Genomic DNA, 16,289 nt, shown 5'->3' with positions numbered 1-16,289 from the left:
CCTTGGTCGGATGCACAGAATCAGGCGGAGGCCGCCCTCACGTCTGGTGATCCCCAGGTGAAGGACCAAGTACGAGCCGCCGTTCGAGATCATAACCTACAAGCTGATCAATGACTGATCGCTTCGTGCCTCCCGCCTACGCCGAGGTCTAGGCGCATGGCCTCCCCTATGGACTTCAGCGGTGTCCACAGCTCCTTCACCAGACGCTTTGCCCGCTCGACGGTGTCGTTTGGCAGGGGGGCACCGCAATCGATACGTCGCAACACCCCGTAGAGGACATTGAGCAGGTGGTTCACACTGCGGATCTCGACAAGCACGGTGTCCGAGACGAGCATCTGTGCTTCGTCAAACTGGACCCTGTGGTCGCTCATAGCGGTGGCAGCAGTCTGGCGAATCTCGTCCGTCAAGGTGCCGGTCGCCATGCCCTGGACATAGTCGGCCAGCGCGTAACGGCAGTTGCGCGCACGGCTATTGACACCGATGTAGCAGTTACGAAGGTTGTCAAAGCGCTGGCGCTCGTTCTCCCGGCTCAGTGTCTGGTGCGCTGCGCGTTGGGCCAGGTAACCCGATGCCACGGTTCCGCCGACACCTGCGATACCGACCAACAGAGTGGCCAGGGCTGCGTCCACCGGCCCAGTACAGCACACCATGCTCATCTCCCCACATCCGGCATGACAACTTCGACGGTTCATCACACAATGTGCCTAGTGGGTGCCGTGGTGGAGCCCCTGTACTCGCGAGCAAGTTCGAGGCCGATTTCGGACCGGGACGTTAAACCACAAGCTAAGGGGTGCCGCCGTCGTCCAGCCGACCGGCCCCGTCCAGGGGAGCCCGCATGTCCGAGCTCAGGCCGTCGACGGCGGTCCGGCCGGCAGCGGGCGAGGGGCCGGTCCTGCGGCTGCGTCGGTGTCGTCAGTGTCGTCGTGTGAGGTGTTGCGGGTGAGGCCGGCGCGATTGAAGAGGTACGAGGCCAGCAGGACGCCCGCGACCACGAGCAGGCCGCCCCACAGCTCGTGAGCGGTCGGGGTCCGGCCTTCCCACAGGAGGTTGAAGGCGGCGCCGAAGACCGCCTCCATGCCGATGACCGGCCCCATCACCGTGGCCGGCAGCCGCTTGGAGGCGATGTTCCAGAACCAGGTCGCACACCACGAGCCGAGGACGGCCAGCGTCACGCACCACGCCAGGAACGGCCACAGCGTCCCGGCGTCCGAGACCGGCGACGGGCCGCCGCCGGCCAGCGCGAGCGGCAGCAGGAACAGCGACCCGAAGCAGGCGCCCAGACCGATGCAAGCGGTCCAGGTGGTGCCGTCGACGCCCGGCCGGGCGTGCTGGAGGGCCCTGCGGTTGACGATGACGAAGTAGGACCACGCGGCGGAGGCGAGGAACCCCAGCACGGCGCCGAGCGCGAGGTCCCGGCTGCTCGCGGAACCGCCGGCCGGCTCCCCGCTGTTGACGAGCAGCAGACCGATGGAGATCACCACGACGGGCAGAACCAGCCTGCGCCAGGCGAGCACCTTCTCCAGCAGGTTCGAGACCAGCGTGACCATGAGCGGGATCAGCCCGGTCATCGTCGACGCGACGACGCCGCCGCCGAGCTCGGCGGACATCGCCAGCAGCAGGTAGAAGCCGATGTAACCCACCACGCCCAGGTGTACGGCCGTCAGGAGCCGGCGGGTGCCGAGGGCGCGCAGACCGCCGCGGTGTACGAGGAGCACGGCCAGGGACATGAGCCCGAAGACGGCGTACCGCCCCACGACCAGGTAGTAGACGTTGACGGGGGCGACGGCGGCCGGCCCGAGGAACGTGAACCCCCATAGGGCCGTCGCCGTCAGCGCCGCCGGCAGGCCGACATCCGGGCGTCGTCGCCGGCATGGGTGCAGCCGTACGCCTGCCAGCCGGCCGTGCCGGGAGCGGGCGAGCGGTCGACCACGGTCACGCGGTAGCCGTGGTCCGCCAGGTGGAGGGCGGTGACGAGGTTGACGACGCCGGCGCCGATCAGGAAGGCGTCCCGGGGGCCTCCGGCCTCGGGCGCGACGCCGGAGGGTACCGGGCGGGCGAGGGCGGCGGTGCGTTCGCAGTGGGCGAGCGCGGCGGCGATGGCGTCCAGGCCGGTGCCGTCGAGCGAGAACTCGTGAACGGGATGAATGAGATGAACGGGTTGCACGGGTTGGACGGATTGGACGGGTTGGCCAGGTTGAACGGAACGCACCGGGGGCTGCGCGGGCGATAACTCGGCGGAGACGGGTACCGCGTACGCGACGTGGACGGGCCCGGCGGTGTGCTCGGCCCAGGCGCGCAGCACGGCGTCGTCGGGGCGGCGGGTGGTGATGAGCGCGCGGGCGCCGTGCAGGATCAGGGCGTCGAGCAGCGTGTCGTCGGTGGCGGAGTCCGCCGAGGGGTCGTGGACGACGTTGCCGGAGCGCAGGAAGTCGGTGATGGCGAGGCCGGGACCGGGCAGGGTGAGCAGAATCTTCATCTCGCGGGGAGTCCTGTTCGAGCCGGGATGCGATGAGGGGGAGCGCGGCGTTCAGCGTGGCGCGACGCGGAACGGCAGGGGACGCCGCAGCATCCGCAGCCGGGCCTCCGCGCGGCCGTCGAACCGGAGGTCGGCGCCGGACCAGCCGTCCCGGAAGGCCCGGGCCAGCTCGCCGGTGTCCGAGAACGCAACGACGCGCTCGGCGGGCCCGGTGGTGCGGGCCGGGGCCGGCGGCGCCGCCCAGGGTTGTGGAGAGGGCCGGTAGAGCAGGAAGCGCAGCTTGCCGCCGAACTTCTCGACGAGGCCGACGGGGTGGAAACCCGCCTCCATCAGGGTGCGCACGCCGTGCGGATTGGCGGGCGAACTGGTGGCGAACACGTGCCGGATGCCGGTGTCCGCGAGATCGCCCAGGGCGCGCACGTTCATCAGCCGGGCCAGTCCGTGGCCCCGCCATGCGGGCAGGACGGCGACGGTGTCCCAGTGCGCGACGGCGTCGTACTGCGCCGCCGGCAGGGTGGTGTCCTTGGCCAGGTTGAACGCGCGGTCGCGCGGAAAGTAGACCATGCGGTAGGCGACGGGCTCGCCGTCGTGCACGACCCGGTAGCAGCGACCGCCGTCGGCGAGGCAGTACGCGATGAACTCCGGGGTGCTGGTCTGGAAGACGGACGGGTCGGGCAGGGCGGAGCGGACCCGGCCCTGAAGGTCCAGGATCAGGCCGAGGTCGGCGGGGCCGAGGCGTTGGACGTCGAAGGTCACGACGCACCACCACCCGCTGCCGACACGAAGGCGGAGACCAGCGGGTCGGTCCGGTCGTCGTCGGCCGGCAGCTCGGGATGCCACAGGACGCCCACCGCCCAGGGGGCGTCGTCGGTGTCGGTGTCGGCGTCGTCGGTGTCGTCGCGCTCGAAGGCTTCCGCGAGCGAGTCCTCGGCGCGGGCGGTCACCAGCCACCGCAGGTCGCCCGGGGCCTGCTCGCCCAGTCCCTGATGGTGGTAGGAGGTCACCTCGATCTTCGCTTCGCCGTACGCTGCCGCGACTTTGCTGCCGGGGGTCAGCGAGACGACGTGCCGGGAGGTTTCGGTGAGGGAGACCCGGTGGAGCACCTGCCCGTCATTGACGTCCGGTATGTGTGGAATGACGGGGTTTCCGGTGGCGGCCCAGAGGATCTGCGAGCCCCGGCAGATGCCGAGCACGGGCAGGCCGCGGTCGAGTGCGAGCCGTGCGAGGCGTAACTCGAAGACGTCGCGGCAGGGGTGGTATGTGTAGTCCGGCTGCCGGGCCGATCCGGTGCAGTGGGCCGGGTCGATGTCCTCGCCGCCGGTGAGGAGCAGGCCGTCGACGGCCTCGATCAATTCCTCACAGTATTCCGCGCCGAGCGTCGGTAGGACGATCGGCAATGCGCCGGCGCGGACGACCTGGTTGATGTAGCCGCGGTGAATGCTGTGACTGTCGATCGCAGTAATCGTGAGGTCACCCCTATTCGGGGCCGCCCGGACGAGGACGTCACCATGACCCAACCCCCCGTGATGGCCCCCGCCGAAACGGCATCAGAGGCGCTTCGCGCGACGAACCGGACGGAACGCTAGTCGACGCCCAGACTCCAAGGCACGATCGTGGACGGTCGATCTGCCTGTGTATCGAGCCTCGGGCAAGAGAATCTGCGCTTCTTGGTCCAGCCTGCGAAAAAGTTGCCGCACCCTCCCCGTCTGGCCTTTCCTGCCGCATTCACCGAAGCCCCGAGGGTTCCGGATGGTTGGCGACGCCAGGCACGCACGCACCGCACGCGTGCATTGAGTCCCGTGCCCGACCTTTCCCCGGAATGCAGACCGTACGCCTCCACCCCGATTTCCGGCCACCCGACCCCAGGGTTCGGCCGGATTGCTTCCGGAAAGCCGCCGGGAATTCGCGGCGGTGGATTGAAGCGTCGGAACTCCTGCACCCGGTCGACGACCCGGCGACGCGCCCGGTGCCGGAGGCCGGCACCGGGCGGTAGGGCGTCAGCCGACCAGCTTCGCGTACGCGGCGGCGTCGAGGAGGCCGTTGCCGGAGGTGCCTGACTTCGGCTTGATCTTGAACAGCCACGTGCCGTAGGCGTCGTCGTTCACGTCTTCGGGTGAGTCGGCGACGTCGGCGTTCACCTCGACGACCTCGCCGCTTACCGGGGCGTAGATGTCGGAGGCGGCCTTGACCGACTCCACGGTGCCCACGGGGTCCCCGGCTTCGACGGCCCTGCCCACCTCGGGCAACTCAAGGAAGACGATGTCCCCGAGCGTCTTCTGGGCGTGGTCGGTGAGGCCGATGGCCACCGCCCCGCCGGCTTCGGTGCGCACCCACTCGTGGTCCTCGGTGTACTTGAGATCGGCAGGGACGTTCGACATGGCAAGACTCCCCAGAGCGTGCTGTGATCAACGGGTTACACAGTGCCATGCCGGCGGGCTCAGGTGACGACTCCCACGGTGCGCCGTGGCGCGATCTGCCGTCCGATCAGGTGCTGGCGAGCTGGAAACGAGGGCACGGCCAGGCAGGCGGTCGTGGACTACGTCCCCGGGGCGACGACGCCGGGGCCGGCGTTCGTCGAACCGGCCGATCGGATCGCCGCGTTCGACAACGACGGCACGCTGTGATGCGAGCAGCCGATGCCGCCGCAGTTCGTCCCCTGACTGCGGGTCAGCCGCCAGATCTGGTCCTCGCCGGTCCCGGCCGGGGCAAGGCGCTCGGCGGGGCGGCGGAGGTGTTGGGTGAACCCGAGGCGGGCCGGGACGGCACCGCTGGCGCGGTTGGCCGGGTCGTGGACGACCTCGACGTAATCGACGCCGGGGAGGCGGAAGGACTGTTCAACCAGGGCGCAGGCGGCCCGAGTGGCCAGGCCACGGCCGGTGGCGGCAGGGTGCAGCCAGTAGCCGATCTCACGGCCGTCGTCCGGGGTCTGCCCGCGCCGGAACAGTACGCAGGCGCCGACGATCGCCCCGTCCACCACGATCGCGTAGGTGAACGCCTCGCCGCTGGCCCAGAGCTCCGGGCGGCGGGCCAGGAAATCGGCGGTCCTGGCCAGGCTGTGCTCAGCGATCCAGGGCATCCACGGGCGCAGGTGCTCCAGCGACTCCTCAATGACCTGGAAGAACTCCGGAAGGTCCGCCTCGCCGTTGAAGCGGCGCAGCGTCAGGTCGTCCAGTTCGATCACCTGCTGTGGAAGGTCCATGCCAGGAGGATCGTGTGCGGGCCCTACCGCCGGCAAGCATTTCGCCTCACGGCCCAGGGTCTGCCGGCCGGCCGTCGACCGGGATGCCCAATCGGTCGGCGACGGTGCTGAGGGCCGCCCCCAGGGGCAGCGTGACCCGGGTGCGCGCGTGCGGGTCGCCCCGGGTCGGATCCCGGTTGACGATCAACACGGGCTTCCCGGCCCGGGCCGCCTGGCGAACGAACCGGAGCCCGGACATCACCGTCAGCGAGGAGCCCAGGACCAGCAGCGAGGCCGCCTCACGGACCAGCGTGCGGCAGTGCTCGACCCGCCCCGGCGGAACGGCTTCACCGAAGAACACCACATCGGGTTTGAGGATGCCGCCGCAGATCGAACAGGGCACCGCGCGGAAGTCCCCGACCTGTTCCGCGGTGAGGTCGGCGTCACCGTCCGGGTTGATTCCGGCGACCACCGGCTCGAAGCCGGCATTGGCCTCCTCCAGCCGCTCGGCCAGCTCGCTGCGCCGGCTGAACGCCCCGCAGGAAAGGCAGACGACCCGGTCCAGGCTCCCGTGGAGTTCCACGACGCCCTCGCTGCCGGCGGCCTGGTGCAGTCCGTCGACGTTCTGGGTGATGACACCCGAAAGCAGGCCGTGGCGCCCGAACGCGGCCACCGCCCGGTGCCCGGCATTGGGCCGGGCGCGGCCGAAGGTGCGCCAGCCGAGGTGGCTGCGCGCCCAGTACCGGTTCCGGGCACCGGTGCTGCTGGTGAAGTCCTGGTAGGTCATCGGGGTGTGCCGGCTCAGGCTCCCGCCCTCGCCCCGGTAGGCGGGGATGCCCGACTCCGTGGAGAGGCCCGCCCCGCTGAGCACCAGCACACCGCCGGTCCGCAGCGCATCGGCAACCGGATCCAGATCCGTGGTGCCGGGCGGCAGGTCCTCGGTAGGGGTCCAGTGCAGAGTGGGGCGCATGCGCATGCCGCCAGGGTACGGAACCGGCTCCACCACCCGCTTCCGCCGCCGATGGCGCCGCCGCCGATGGCGCCGCCGGCCGAGGCCATGGCCCCGGCCGCGGGGCTTCCCGGGGACACCGCGCGCGGTGCGGCGTACGCTCGTCAGCAGGGCTTCGTGGTCGGCGCCGCGCCCGTGGGCGGCAGGGCCGGCCCACCGTGGAGGCCCGACGGGCAGCGTCACCCCGCACCCCGCACCCCGCACCCGGGCCCCGAATCCGCCCCGCCAATCCGCCCCGGCCCCCGTCGCCCGCCCCGCACGGCTCCGCCCCGCACGGCTCCTGAGCGGGCCCGGCCCAGACCGCGGGAGGATCCATGACCGCGCTCGGTGACCTCATCGAGATCGACGACCGGACCGTGCTGGTCCTCGGGCAGGAACTCGACGTCGAGCACGATCAGCCGGACGTCGCCAACGCCCTCGTACACCGGGTCGGCGACACCCTGGTGATGATCGACACCGGCGTCACGGCGGCCTTCCGCGCGGCACTGCGGGACGCGGCCGACCGGGTCGGGCCCTGGTCCCGGGCACTGGTGCTGACCACGCACGGCCATCCGGACCACGTCGGCAACAACGACCTGGCCGACGAGCTGGGTGTGCCGGTCGAGCACTACGTCCCCGCCCTCGACCTCGACCAGATGCGGGACCCGGCCTCGTACTGGGTGCGGTCCTTCGACCGCATCACCGGGCTGCCACCGCTGCCCGCGCCGCCCGCAGCCACCGCCGGCAAGGTGGTGTCGCTCTTCCAGCCCATGCGGCCCTTCGGCGCGACGACCCGGACGTACGAGGAGCGACCCCTGGAGCGGATTCGGATCGGCTCGCTTCGTTTCACCGGCTGGACCTTCGCCGACGGGGCGGTCCGCGTGCTGCGCAGCCAGGGGCACTGCGCCGGGCACGTGATCGTGTACCTCGGCGACTGCGGCGTCCTGCACCTGTCCGACGAGGGCAACGGAGCCTGCGGTGCGATGGTCGACGCCGACCAGCTCAAGATCCAGACTGTGCTCGGCGCCGTCTGCCGCCTCTTCGAGGAGGGAGAAGCCGTACTCCTCACCGATGGGCACACCTGCGCCGTGCGCCGCAGCGCCGAGGCGGTGACCCACCTGGACGGGCTGCTGGACCAGGCCACCGCCCTACAGGCGGCGGCACTCGACCTCACCAGGGAGTACGGTCGGATCCGGCCGAGCACGTTCACCACCCGCTACGCGGAAGCCATTGCCGACCTGCGCGTCGAAGGCGCCAACCCGAATCCGATGTTCACCGCCATGATGGCGGTCAACGAACTCCGCGAGCTGGGGCTGCGGCCGGAGTCCGACGACGCCGACGCGCCCTGGTCCCGGCCCGCCCTGTACGACCCCGGGCCCGCCGTCACGGCCACGGAGCCCGGCGCCGTGCAGTCCTAGGAAATGCGGGTCCGTTCCGTTCCGCTCTTCGAGCGGGAACGGGTGCGGGGACCTGTCCCCGCATGCTTCGCACGGCCCGGCCCTGCCGCCACTGCTCGGTGACCTCTGCTGGCGCCGGCGTGTGCGTTCAGCCTCATCTCATTGCAACGCGATCGGTGATCACCCATTGCGTTCAGCGTCACTATCATTGCAATGAAAGGCCCAATCTTCAGCTGTGGTAAGGGCAATCGCCCTCACTGTCGTCGTTGACGGATCTGTGAACGCAATGTAGCGTCGCAGGCGTTCGGCGATTGTCGAACAACCCGACCGGGGCGGCTCGTGAAGGCCGGACACCGTACGCAAGGAGATTCACGATGGAACACGGCAACGGCGGCTTCTCCGCGTCAGGGCTGCGCAGGTGGCGTGACGTGCTGGCGCGGCACGTCGACTCCGGGAAGATCCCCGGGCTCGTCGCGCTGGTCAGCCGGGGCGGTGAGACGCACGTCGAAGCGATCGGGACGATGCGCCACGGCGGGGGCGCGCCGATGCGCCGGGACACGATCTTCCGGATGGCCTCGACGTCCAAGCCGCTCGGGGTCGCGGCGGCGATGGTCCTCCTCGACGAGTGCAGGCTGCGGCTGGACGATCCGGTGGACCGGTGGCTGCCCGAACTCGCCGACCGGCAGGTGCTGAAGCGGATCGACGGCCCGCTGGACGACACCGTGCCGGCGCGCCGGCCGATCACCGTACGGGACGTACTGACCTGCACGTTCGGTCTCGGCATGGATCTGACGTCGATGGGCACGCCGATCATGGCCAAGATCTTCGAACTGGAGCTCACGGGCCACGGAGGGCCGCTGCCCGACCCGGACGAGTGGATGCGCCGCCTCGGCGCGCTCCCGCTGATGCACCAGCCCGGAGAGCAGTGGCAGTACCACATCGGCTCCGACCTGCTCGGCGTGCTCGTCGCCAGGGTCACCGGCCAGTCGTACGAGACGTTCCTGCGCGAACGCATCCTCGATCCGCTGGGGATGAAGGACACCGGCTTCCACGTGCCCGCCGAGAAGATCGACCGGCTGCCGCCGAGCTACGCGCCCGATCCGCAGACCGGGGAGTTCATCGTGTGGGACGAGCCGGCGGGCGGACGGTTCAGCGAGCCCCCGGCGTTCCAGGCGGGCGGTGGTGGACTGGTCTCCACCGTCGACGACTACCACGCCTACTTCCGGATGCTGCTGAACCACGGCATGCACGGGAGCGAACGGATCCTGTCCCGGCCGGCCGTCCAGCTGATGACCACCAACCGGCTCACGCCCGAGCAGGAGGCCGTCCGATCCGCCCTGGCCCGCAACAGCGTCCACGTCTCGTTCGGCCAAGGGCAGCAGGGTGGGTGGGGCTTCGGCATGGCGGTACGCACCTACCGCGGAGACTACGCGCCCCTCGGCCAGTTCGGCTGGGACGGCGGAACCGGCACCTCGGCCTACGCCGACCCGGACGCACAGCTCACCGGAATCCTGCTCACCCAGGTCGGCCTGTCCATTCCGGACCCGGCGCAGCTCATCCACGACTTCTGGACCACGCTCTACCAGGCCGTGGAGGACTGAGACCGAGCCGAGCCGTGCGAGGGCGCGGGCCCTGCCCGGAAAGCCTCCACCAGAACGTCCGATTATCGACGGTCCGCCGGGAACACACCGTTCCCTCCCGTCAGTTCAAGGAAGGCGGGGGCGGGCCGGCACGACTCGTCCTCGACCTGGAGACCGTTGGCAAGGAGAGACCGTGCGCATACTCTTCACCGGACCGGCTTCGGCCGGCCACCTCTTCCCGATGATCCCGACCGCGCAGGCCCTGCGCGCCGCCGGCCACGAGGTGCTGTTCGCGGGTTCGCGGCCACTGGACCGGCTGCGTGAGGCGGGCTTTCCGATCGTCGAGATAGGTGACGGCCGCACCGTCATGGAGGTGTTCGAGCAGTCCACCGACGAGGAGGTGCGCTACGTCAGCCCCGACATGACGACGGACCAGATCCTCGACAGGGCCGCCCGCGGCTTCGCCCTCGTCTCCCGCCCCACCGTGGACGGCCTGCTCGAAGCCGCCGACAGCTGGGGCGCGGACCTGCTGGTCTACGACTCCTTCCAGGCCTCCGCCCCCCTGGTCGCGGCCAAGCTCAAGATCCCGTCGGTGGTCCACAACTTCGGCGTCACCTCCGGCCTCGACATGGTCGGCCGGCTCGCCGCCAACTTCACCGAGGCGTACGAGGCGTACGGCGTGGCCGGCCCGGCCCGGCCCACCGCGCTGAACGTCGTCCCCGCCTCGCTCGGCGGCGACCCGGACGGCCTGCGGATGCGCTACGTCCCCTACAACGGCGGCGGCACCGTCCCCGCCGGGCTGCTCCGCCGCGGCACCCGCCCGCGCGTCGCCGTCACCCTGGGCACCGTCCTCACCGAGATGGACGGCGTCCGCGCCATCGTCCGGCTGATCGAGACCGCCGCCTCGGTGGACGCCGAGTTCCTGCTCGCCGTCGGCGACGCCGACCTCACCCCGCTCGGCACCCTCCCGGACAACGTCCGCCCGCTGCCCTGGATCCCGCTCGCCGAGCTGCTGACCGCCTCCGACGCGCTGGTCCACCACGGCGGCTCCGGCACCCTGCTCACCGCCCTGCAGGCCGGCCTGCCCCAGCTGCTGCTCCCCCAGGGCGCCGACCACTTCGTCAACGCCGACGCCCTCACCGCGACCGGGGCCGCGCTGCGCTCCGCCTCCGACGACGTCGACGTCCCGCTCCTCACCAGCCTCATCACCGACCCGGCCCTGCGCGAGGCCGCCGCCCGCCTCCGGGCGGAGAACGCCGCCCTGCCGACCCCGGCCGCGACCGTCCCCGCCCTGGAGGCCCTGACCACCTCGTAGGCGCTCCGACCCGCAGCACCCCACCGGGCGGGGACCGGCACACGCCGGTCGACCGATCCCGTCAGTGGCCGTGGCCGTGGCCGGGGCCACTGACGGGGGCACCGCCGCCGTGGTCGCCGTCGTCGACGATCGTCCACGGGCGCATCAGGTCGTCGTCCTCGTGTTCGAGGATGTGGCAGTGGTGGACGTACGTCGCCGGAACTCGGTGCCGCTCCCCGGAATCGACGCGATCATGTCCGTCGGCGGGCTGAATTCCTGAATGATGCTCCGGGTCACCGTCTCCGGATAGGACTTGACCGTGTCCTTGTAGGAACGTCCTTCGTCCGGGTCCGGCGGAATCGGGGGGCCGGTGAGATAGCGCGCCAACACCGGCCTGTCCTCCGGTTTGCGGCCGCCGTAGACCCACCTCTTGCGTCATGCGCTCGCCCCGACACCACCACGGGCGATGACGTCCGCGTACCAGTGGGCGCTGTCCTTGAGCGTCCGGCGCTGGGTCGGGAAGTCGACGTGGACGATGCCGAAGCGCTTGCTGTAGCCGTAGGCCCATTCGAAGTTGTCCAGCAGGGACCACAGGAAGTAGCCGCGGACGTCGGCGCCGTCCTCGATGGCGCGGTGCACGGCTGACAGGTGGGCGTGGAGATAGGCCACCCGCTCGGGGTCCTTCACCTGCCCCGAGGGGTCGGCGTAGTCCTCGTACGCCGCGCCGTTCTCGGTGACCACCAGCGGTACGCCCGGGAGGTCGTCCCGCAGCCGGAGCAGCAGCTCGTGCAACCCGTCGGAGTCGACCGGCCAGTCCATGGCCGTGCGCGGCCCTGCGACGGGGAGGAAGCGGACGTGCCGTTCCGCGCCGGCCCACGCAGAGGGCGCCGCCGAGGGGCCCGGCGAGGAGCGGGCCGCCGCGACCGCGGTGGGGGAGTAGTAGTTGACGCCCAGTGAGTCGATCGGCTCGGCCGCCGTCCGCAGATCCCCGTCCCGGACGAAGGACCAGTCGGTGACGGACGCCGTGTCACGGACGAGGTCCTCCGGAAGGCGGCCGTGGAAGACCGGTTCGAGGAAGAGCCGGTTGCCGACGGCGTCGACCCTGCGGACCGCGTCCAGGTCCTGCGGTGCGTCGGTGTGGGCGCGCAGCGCGTGGAGGTTGAGGGTGAGCGACACCTCGGCCGCGGCGGGCACGGCGCCGCGCAGCGCCCGGACGGCGAGGCCGTGGGCCAGGTTGAAGTGGTGGGCTGCGCGCAGCGAGCCGACGGCGCTGGTGCGGCCGGGGGCGTGCACCCCGCTGCCGTAGCCGAGGAAGGCCGCGCACCAGGGCTCGTTGAGGGTGGTCCAGGTCGCCACGCGGTTGCCGAGCGCCTCCGCCGCGATGCCGGCGTACTCGGCGAAGCGGTACGCCGTCTCCCGGTTCGGCCAGCCGCCGGCGTCCTCCAGTTCCTGGGGGAGGTCCCAGTGGTAGAGGGTGGCCACGGGCCGGATGCCGGCCCGGCGCAGCTCGTCGGTCAGGCGCCGGTAGAAGTCCAGGCCCTTCTGGACGGCGGGCCCCCGGCCGGTCGGCTGGACGCGGGGCCAGGCGATGGAGAAGCGGTAGTCGGTCACGCCGAGCCGTCGTAGGAGCGCGACGTCCTCGCTCACGCGGTGGTAGTGGTCGGCGGCGATGTCGCCGGTGTCACCGTTGCGTACCTTGCCCGGGGTGCGGCTGAAGGTGTCCCAGATGGATGGGGTGCGGCCGTCCTCGCCGGCGGCTCCCTCGATCTGGTACGCGGCGGTGGCGGTGCCCCAGCGGAAGCGTGCGGGGAACCGGAGCGTCGCCCCGGTGCGGGGGCGTGCGTCGAGCGCGGTCATGAGGATGGATCTCCCGGAGGTGAGAAGGCTCGTGCGTGCGAGGGGTGAGGGGCCGCGTGTTCAGCCCTTGACCGCGCCCTGCATGATTCCGCCGACGATCTGCCGGCCGAGCAGGCCGAAGACCAGCAGCACGGGCAGCGTGCCGAGCAGGGTGCCGGCCATGATGACCGACTGGTCGTTGACGTAGCCGCCGCCGAGCTGGCGCAGGGCGACCTGGACGGTCGGCTCGGAGGAGGACAGGGCGACGACGGGCCAGAAGAAGTCGTTCCAGGCGGCCATGAAGGTCAGGAGGCCGAGCACGGCCATGCCCGGCCGCGCGACGGGGACGACGATCGACCAGAAGATCCGGGCGGGGGAGGCGCCGTCGACGCGGGCCGCCTCGATCAGTTCGTCTGGCAGCGACTGGGCGAGGTACTGCCGCATGAAGAACACGCCGAACGCGGAGACCAGTCCCGGCAGGACCACGGCCTGGAGCTGGTTCACCCACTGGAGTTCGGCGATCAGCATGAACAGCGGGATGACGCCCAGCTGCGGAGGGATCATCATGGTGCCGACCGTGACCGCGAGCAGTGCGCCGCGGCCCCGGAAGCGCAGTTTGGCGAAGGCGAACCCGGCGAGGGTGGAGCACAGGACGGTGCCGAGGGTGATCGACCCCGACACGATGAGGGAGTTGACCAGCGCCCGGCCGATGTCGGCCTCCTCCACCACCGCCTCGAAGTTCCGCATCAGGTGCGGACCGGGCAGCAGCGCCGGCGGCACCCTGGCCAGATCGGCGTTGGAACGGCTGGCCGCGACGACCGTCCAGTAGAACGGGAACGCCGAGACGAGCACGGCGAGCACCAGGACCGCGTGGGCGAGTCCTCCGCCCCGCATCGTGCGCCCGGCGCGGGAGCGGCGGCGGCCGCCCCGGGCGCGCCGCCCGGGGGCCGGGCGCCCGTCCGGAGGACCGGTGACGTGATCGGCGAGGACGGTCATCGGCCGGTCCCCCTGCGGGCGCGGCGGTACCCGATCACGGCGTGGACCCCGACGACCAGCAGGACCAGCAGGAACATCACCCAGGCGACGGCGGCCGCCCGGCCCAGGTGGAAGAAGCCCCAGCCCTGTTCGTACAGGTAGAGGCCGAGCGTCTGGTACTGGTGGGAGATGCCGCCGGAGACGGATCCCTCGAACAGGAGCGGCTCGCCGAACAGCTGCGTCGCGCCGATGGTGGACACGACGACCGTGAAGACGATCGTCGGCCGCAGCCCGGGCAGCGTGACGTGGAAGAACTGCCGCCACCGCGATGCCCCGTCCATCTCGGCGGCCTCGTAGAGCTCGTGCGGGATGGACTGCATGCCGGCCAGGTAGATCAGCGCGTTGTACCCGGTCCACCGCCAGACGACGATGCTGGAGACGGCCACCTGGGAGGCGACCGTACCGGTCTGCCAGTCGACCGGGCCGATGCCGGCGAGCCCGAGCACCTGGTTCACCAGGCCGAAGTCTCGGCCGTAGAGCTGGGCGAAGACGAGCGTGGCGGCAGCGACCGAGGTCGCGTACGGAAGCAGCATCACCGTCCGGAAGAACGTGCGCCCGCGCAGCCTGTGGTTCAGCAGGTGCGCGAGGCCGAGCGCCATCACCAGCTGGGGGACGGTGGAGAGCACCCCGATGGTGAAGGTGTTGCGCAACGAGGTCCAGAAGAACTCGTCACCGAGGAGCGCGGTGTAGTTGCCGAGCCCGCGCCACTGCATGTCGCCGGGCGCCTGGAGTTCCACCCGGTACAGCGACACGTACGCCGTGTAGAGCAGGGGGAAGAGCCCGAAGGCGGCGAACAGAATGAAGAAGGGGGCGATGTAGGCGTACGGGGAGACCGTGTGCCACGCGCGCCGGACGGTGGACGGCCGGGCCGGCGCCGGCCGTGGGGGTGCTGCCAGGGTCACGATGCGGCCCTTCGGGAAGAGTCGGTGCCTGGGGCGGTGCCTGGGTCGGTGGGTGGGAGGGGCCGGTGCGGGGCCGGTCACGGGCCGGTGCGGGGCCGGTCAGGGGCCGGTGCGGGGCCGGTCAGGGGCCGGTCAGCCGATGGTGTTCGCCACGCCCTTCCTGGCGTTCGCCCAGGCCTGGTCGGGCGCCGTGCCCTTGCGCTCGACCTCGCCCAGGGCGTTGGTGATCTGCTGGGCGATGTTCTGGTCGTGGACCCCGAGGACCTGGACGGGAGCGGCCTTCGCGGCATCGCCGAAGATCCGCCCGATCGGGGCGTTCGAGAAGTAGGGGTCGGTGGCGTCGGAGATCTGCGCGATGGCGCCGGTCGCGGACGGGAAGTTGCCCTGCTTGCGGAAGACCTTGGCCTGCTGCTCGGGCGCGGTGAGCCAGGCGATCAGCTCGTACGCCTCCTTCTTGTGCTTGGCGGCCCGCGGAACGGCGAGGTACGAGCCGCCCCAGTTGCCCGCACCCGCGGGCAGCTCCGCGACGTCCCACTTGCCCCGGCCCGCGTCACCCGCCTGGCCCTTGATGTAGCCGAGCATCCAGGCGGGGCAGGGGAGCGTGGCGAAGGAGCCGGCGGCGAACGCCTGGTTCCACTGCGGCGACCACTGGTCCAGTTTGGCGCTCAGCCCGCTCTGCGCCGCCGTGACCGATGCCTCCCAGGCGGCCTTCAGGGCCGGGTTGGTGTCCCAGACGAGCGTGCCGGAGGCGTCGTAGTAGCGCTCCTTCTGCTGGCCGATCATGACCGAGTAGAGGCTGCCGACGCTGTCGAGCCACGCGCTCCTGTCGGGGGCCTTCGCCCGGTACTGCCGGCCCAGTTCGAGGTACCCCTCCCACGTCGACCACCTCTGCGAGAGTTCCTCGCGGTCGGTGGGCAGGCCCGCCCGGGCGAAGAGGTCGGTGCGGTAGCACATCGCCTCGGGGCCCACGTCGGTGCCCAGGCCGAGGACCTCGCCGTTCTTTCCGGTGGCCGCAGCCCACGTGGCCTCGGCGAACCCGCCCTTGAGCGCACCCGCGCCGTACGTGCGCAGGTCCTCGAACCTGTCGCCCTGCTGCTGGGCGACGGAGGCGATCCGGCCCACCTCGACGGCCTGGACGTCGGCGAGACCGCCACCGCCGGCCAGCCGGGTCTGCAGCGACTTCCAGTAGTCGGCCTCGTCCTCGGTGTCGGTCTGCTTGACGGTCACGCCGGGGTGCAGCGCCTCGTACTCGGCGTAGAGCCCGGCCTCCGCGTAGCCGAAGGAACCGAACAGGTCCACGGTGATCGTGACCCTGCCGTCCGCGCGGTCGGAGGCGCCCTCCGACGAGCCGCCGCAGGCGGTGAGCAGGATCCCGGCAAGAGCGACCGCCCCCAGGCGGACGGCGGCTCTCCTGGCGGCTCTGGCAGTGGGCATGGGAAGCCTCCCTCGGCTCCGGGGTCGAATGGGAACGCATCCTTGAGAGCGCTCTCAGTCAGCGAGGGGAGCGTGCCCGCGGCGCGTGTGATCCGTCAAGAGTCGAAGGCGCATTGGACCGGAATCGGCTCCAACTTCCGTTGTTGCGCGGTCCCTTGACACCCGTGTT

The 16,289-nt window shown here is 71.2% G+C and carries 16 protein-coding genes; 4 read left to right on the top strand and 12 right to left on the bottom strand.

The window, feature by feature from the left end; translation table 11 throughout:
- Window positions 1–107 precede the first annotated feature (107 nt).
- From ACFVGY_RS06555 to ACFVGY_RS06520, 8 genes are all read right to left on the bottom strand, one after another.
- Window positions 108–629, bottom strand: a complete 522-nt coding sequence (locus ACFVGY_RS06555) for a hypothetical protein (protein WP_385671980.1) — start codon at window positions 627–629, stop codon at window positions 108–110.
- A 216-nt stretch (window positions 630–845) separates the two neighbouring features.
- Entirely contained in the window at window positions 846–1,754 is a 909-nt protein-coding gene (locus ACFVGY_RS06550; protein ID WP_385671978.1) for a DMT family transporter, read from the bottom strand.
- Between the two features lie 74 nt (window positions 1,755–1,828).
- Window positions 1,829–2,476 carry an FAD-dependent oxidoreductase gene (locus ACFVGY_RS06545; protein ID WP_385671975.1) on the bottom strand — a complete coding sequence of 216 codons (648 nt, stop codon included), beginning with the start codon at window positions 2,474–2,476 and terminating at the stop codon, window positions 1,829–1,831.
- Window positions 2,477–2,527: 51 nt separating this feature from the next.
- Window positions 2,528–3,232, bottom strand: coding sequence for a GNAT family N-acetyltransferase (locus ACFVGY_RS06540; protein ID WP_385671972.1), 705 nt, complete (start codon window positions 3,230–3,232; stop codon window positions 2,528–2,530).
- Window positions 3,229–3,993 carry a gamma-glutamyl-gamma-aminobutyrate hydrolase family protein gene (locus ACFVGY_RS06535; RefSeq protein ID WP_385671969.1) on the bottom strand — a complete coding sequence of 255 codons (765 nt, stop codon included), beginning with the start codon at window positions 3,991–3,993 and terminating at the stop codon, window positions 3,229–3,231. Before ACFVGY_RS06535 ends, ACFVGY_RS06540 begins: the two co-directional genes overlap by 4 nt.
- Window positions 3,994–4,473: 480 nt before the next feature.
- Entirely contained in the window at window positions 4,474–4,854 is a 381-nt protein-coding gene (gene gcvH / locus ACFVGY_RS06530; RefSeq protein ID WP_385671966.1) for a glycine cleavage system protein GcvH, read from the bottom strand.
- Between the two features lie 158 nt (window positions 4,855–5,012).
- A complete protein-coding gene (locus tag ACFVGY_RS06525) occupies window positions 5,013–5,675 on the bottom strand; it encodes a GNAT family N-acetyltransferase (RefSeq protein WP_385671963.1) in 663 nt (220 codons plus the stop codon).
- 46 nt (window positions 5,676–5,721) lie between these two features.
- Window positions 5,722–6,630 (bottom strand): NAD-dependent protein deacetylase, encoded by a 909-nt coding sequence (locus tag ACFVGY_RS06520; protein WP_385671960.1) that lies wholly within the window; start codon window positions 6,628–6,630, stop codon window positions 5,722–5,724.
- A gap of 347 nt (window positions 6,631–6,977) precedes the next feature.
- Between ACFVGY_RS06520 and ACFVGY_RS06515 the strand changes: the two genes are divergently transcribed.
- The 4 genes from ACFVGY_RS06515 (at window position 6,978) to ACFVGY_RS06500 (ending at window position 11,193) form a co-directional block, all read left to right on the top strand.
- Entirely contained in the window at window positions 6,978–8,060 is a 1,083-nt protein-coding gene (locus ACFVGY_RS06515; RefSeq protein WP_385671957.1) for an MBL fold metallo-hydrolase, read from the top strand.
- 353 nt (window positions 8,061–8,413) lie between these two features.
- Complete coding sequence (locus ACFVGY_RS06510) at window positions 8,414–9,640, top strand: serine hydrolase domain-containing protein (RefSeq protein WP_385671954.1); 1,227 nt, start codon at window positions 8,414–8,416, stop codon at window positions 9,638–9,640.
- Between the two features lie 172 nt (window positions 9,641–9,812).
- Window positions 9,813–10,934, top strand: a complete 1,122-nt coding sequence (locus ACFVGY_RS06505) for a nucleotide disphospho-sugar-binding domain-containing protein (protein WP_385671951.1) — start codon at window positions 9,813–9,815, stop codon at window positions 10,932–10,934.
- A 64-nt stretch (window positions 10,935–10,998) separates the two neighbouring features.
- Window positions 10,999–11,193 carry a hypothetical protein gene (locus ACFVGY_RS06500; protein ID WP_385671948.1) on the top strand — a complete coding sequence of 65 codons (195 nt, stop codon included), beginning with the start codon at window positions 10,999–11,001 and terminating at the stop codon, window positions 11,191–11,193.
- A gap of 155 nt (window positions 11,194–11,348) precedes the next feature.
- Here the strand turns inward: ACFVGY_RS06500 and ACFVGY_RS06495 are convergent, their stop codons facing one another.
- The 4 genes from ACFVGY_RS06495 to ACFVGY_RS06480 all read right to left on the bottom strand — a co-directional run bounded on the left by ACFVGY_RS06495 (window position 11,349) and on the right by ACFVGY_RS06480 (window position 16,120).
- Window positions 11,349–12,770: a GH1 family beta-glucosidase gene (locus ACFVGY_RS06495; RefSeq protein ID WP_385671945.1), complete on the bottom strand. Its 1,422-nt coding sequence runs from the start codon at window positions 12,768–12,770 to the stop codon at window positions 11,349–11,351.
- A gap of 60 nt (window positions 12,771–12,830) precedes the next feature.
- On the bottom strand, window positions 12,831–13,745 hold the full coding sequence (locus ACFVGY_RS06490) for a carbohydrate ABC transporter permease (RefSeq protein ID WP_385671942.1): 915 nt from the start codon (window positions 13,743–13,745) through the stop codon (window positions 12,831–12,833).
- Window positions 13,742–14,686 carry a carbohydrate ABC transporter permease gene (locus ACFVGY_RS06485; RefSeq protein ID WP_385671939.1) on the bottom strand — a complete coding sequence of 315 codons (945 nt, stop codon included), beginning with the start codon at window positions 14,684–14,686 and terminating at the stop codon, window positions 13,742–13,744. Before ACFVGY_RS06485 ends, ACFVGY_RS06490 begins: the two co-directional genes overlap by 4 nt.
- A 132-nt stretch (window positions 14,687–14,818) precedes the next feature.
- Window positions 14,819–16,120, bottom strand: a complete 1,302-nt coding sequence (locus tag ACFVGY_RS06480) for an extracellular solute-binding protein (RefSeq protein WP_385671936.1) — start codon at window positions 16,118–16,120, stop codon at window positions 14,819–14,821.
- Window positions 16,121–16,289 lie beyond the last annotated feature (169 nt).

The sequence above is a fragment of the Streptomyces sp. NPDC127106 genome (assembly GCF_042677605.1).
In the GTDB taxonomy this organism is placed as follows: domain Bacteria; phylum Actinomycetota; class Actinomycetes; order Streptomycetales; family Streptomycetaceae; genus Streptomyces.
The sequence above is the reverse complement of the archived record's forward strand: the minus strand, read 5'-3'. Positions and strand labels throughout refer to the sequence as shown.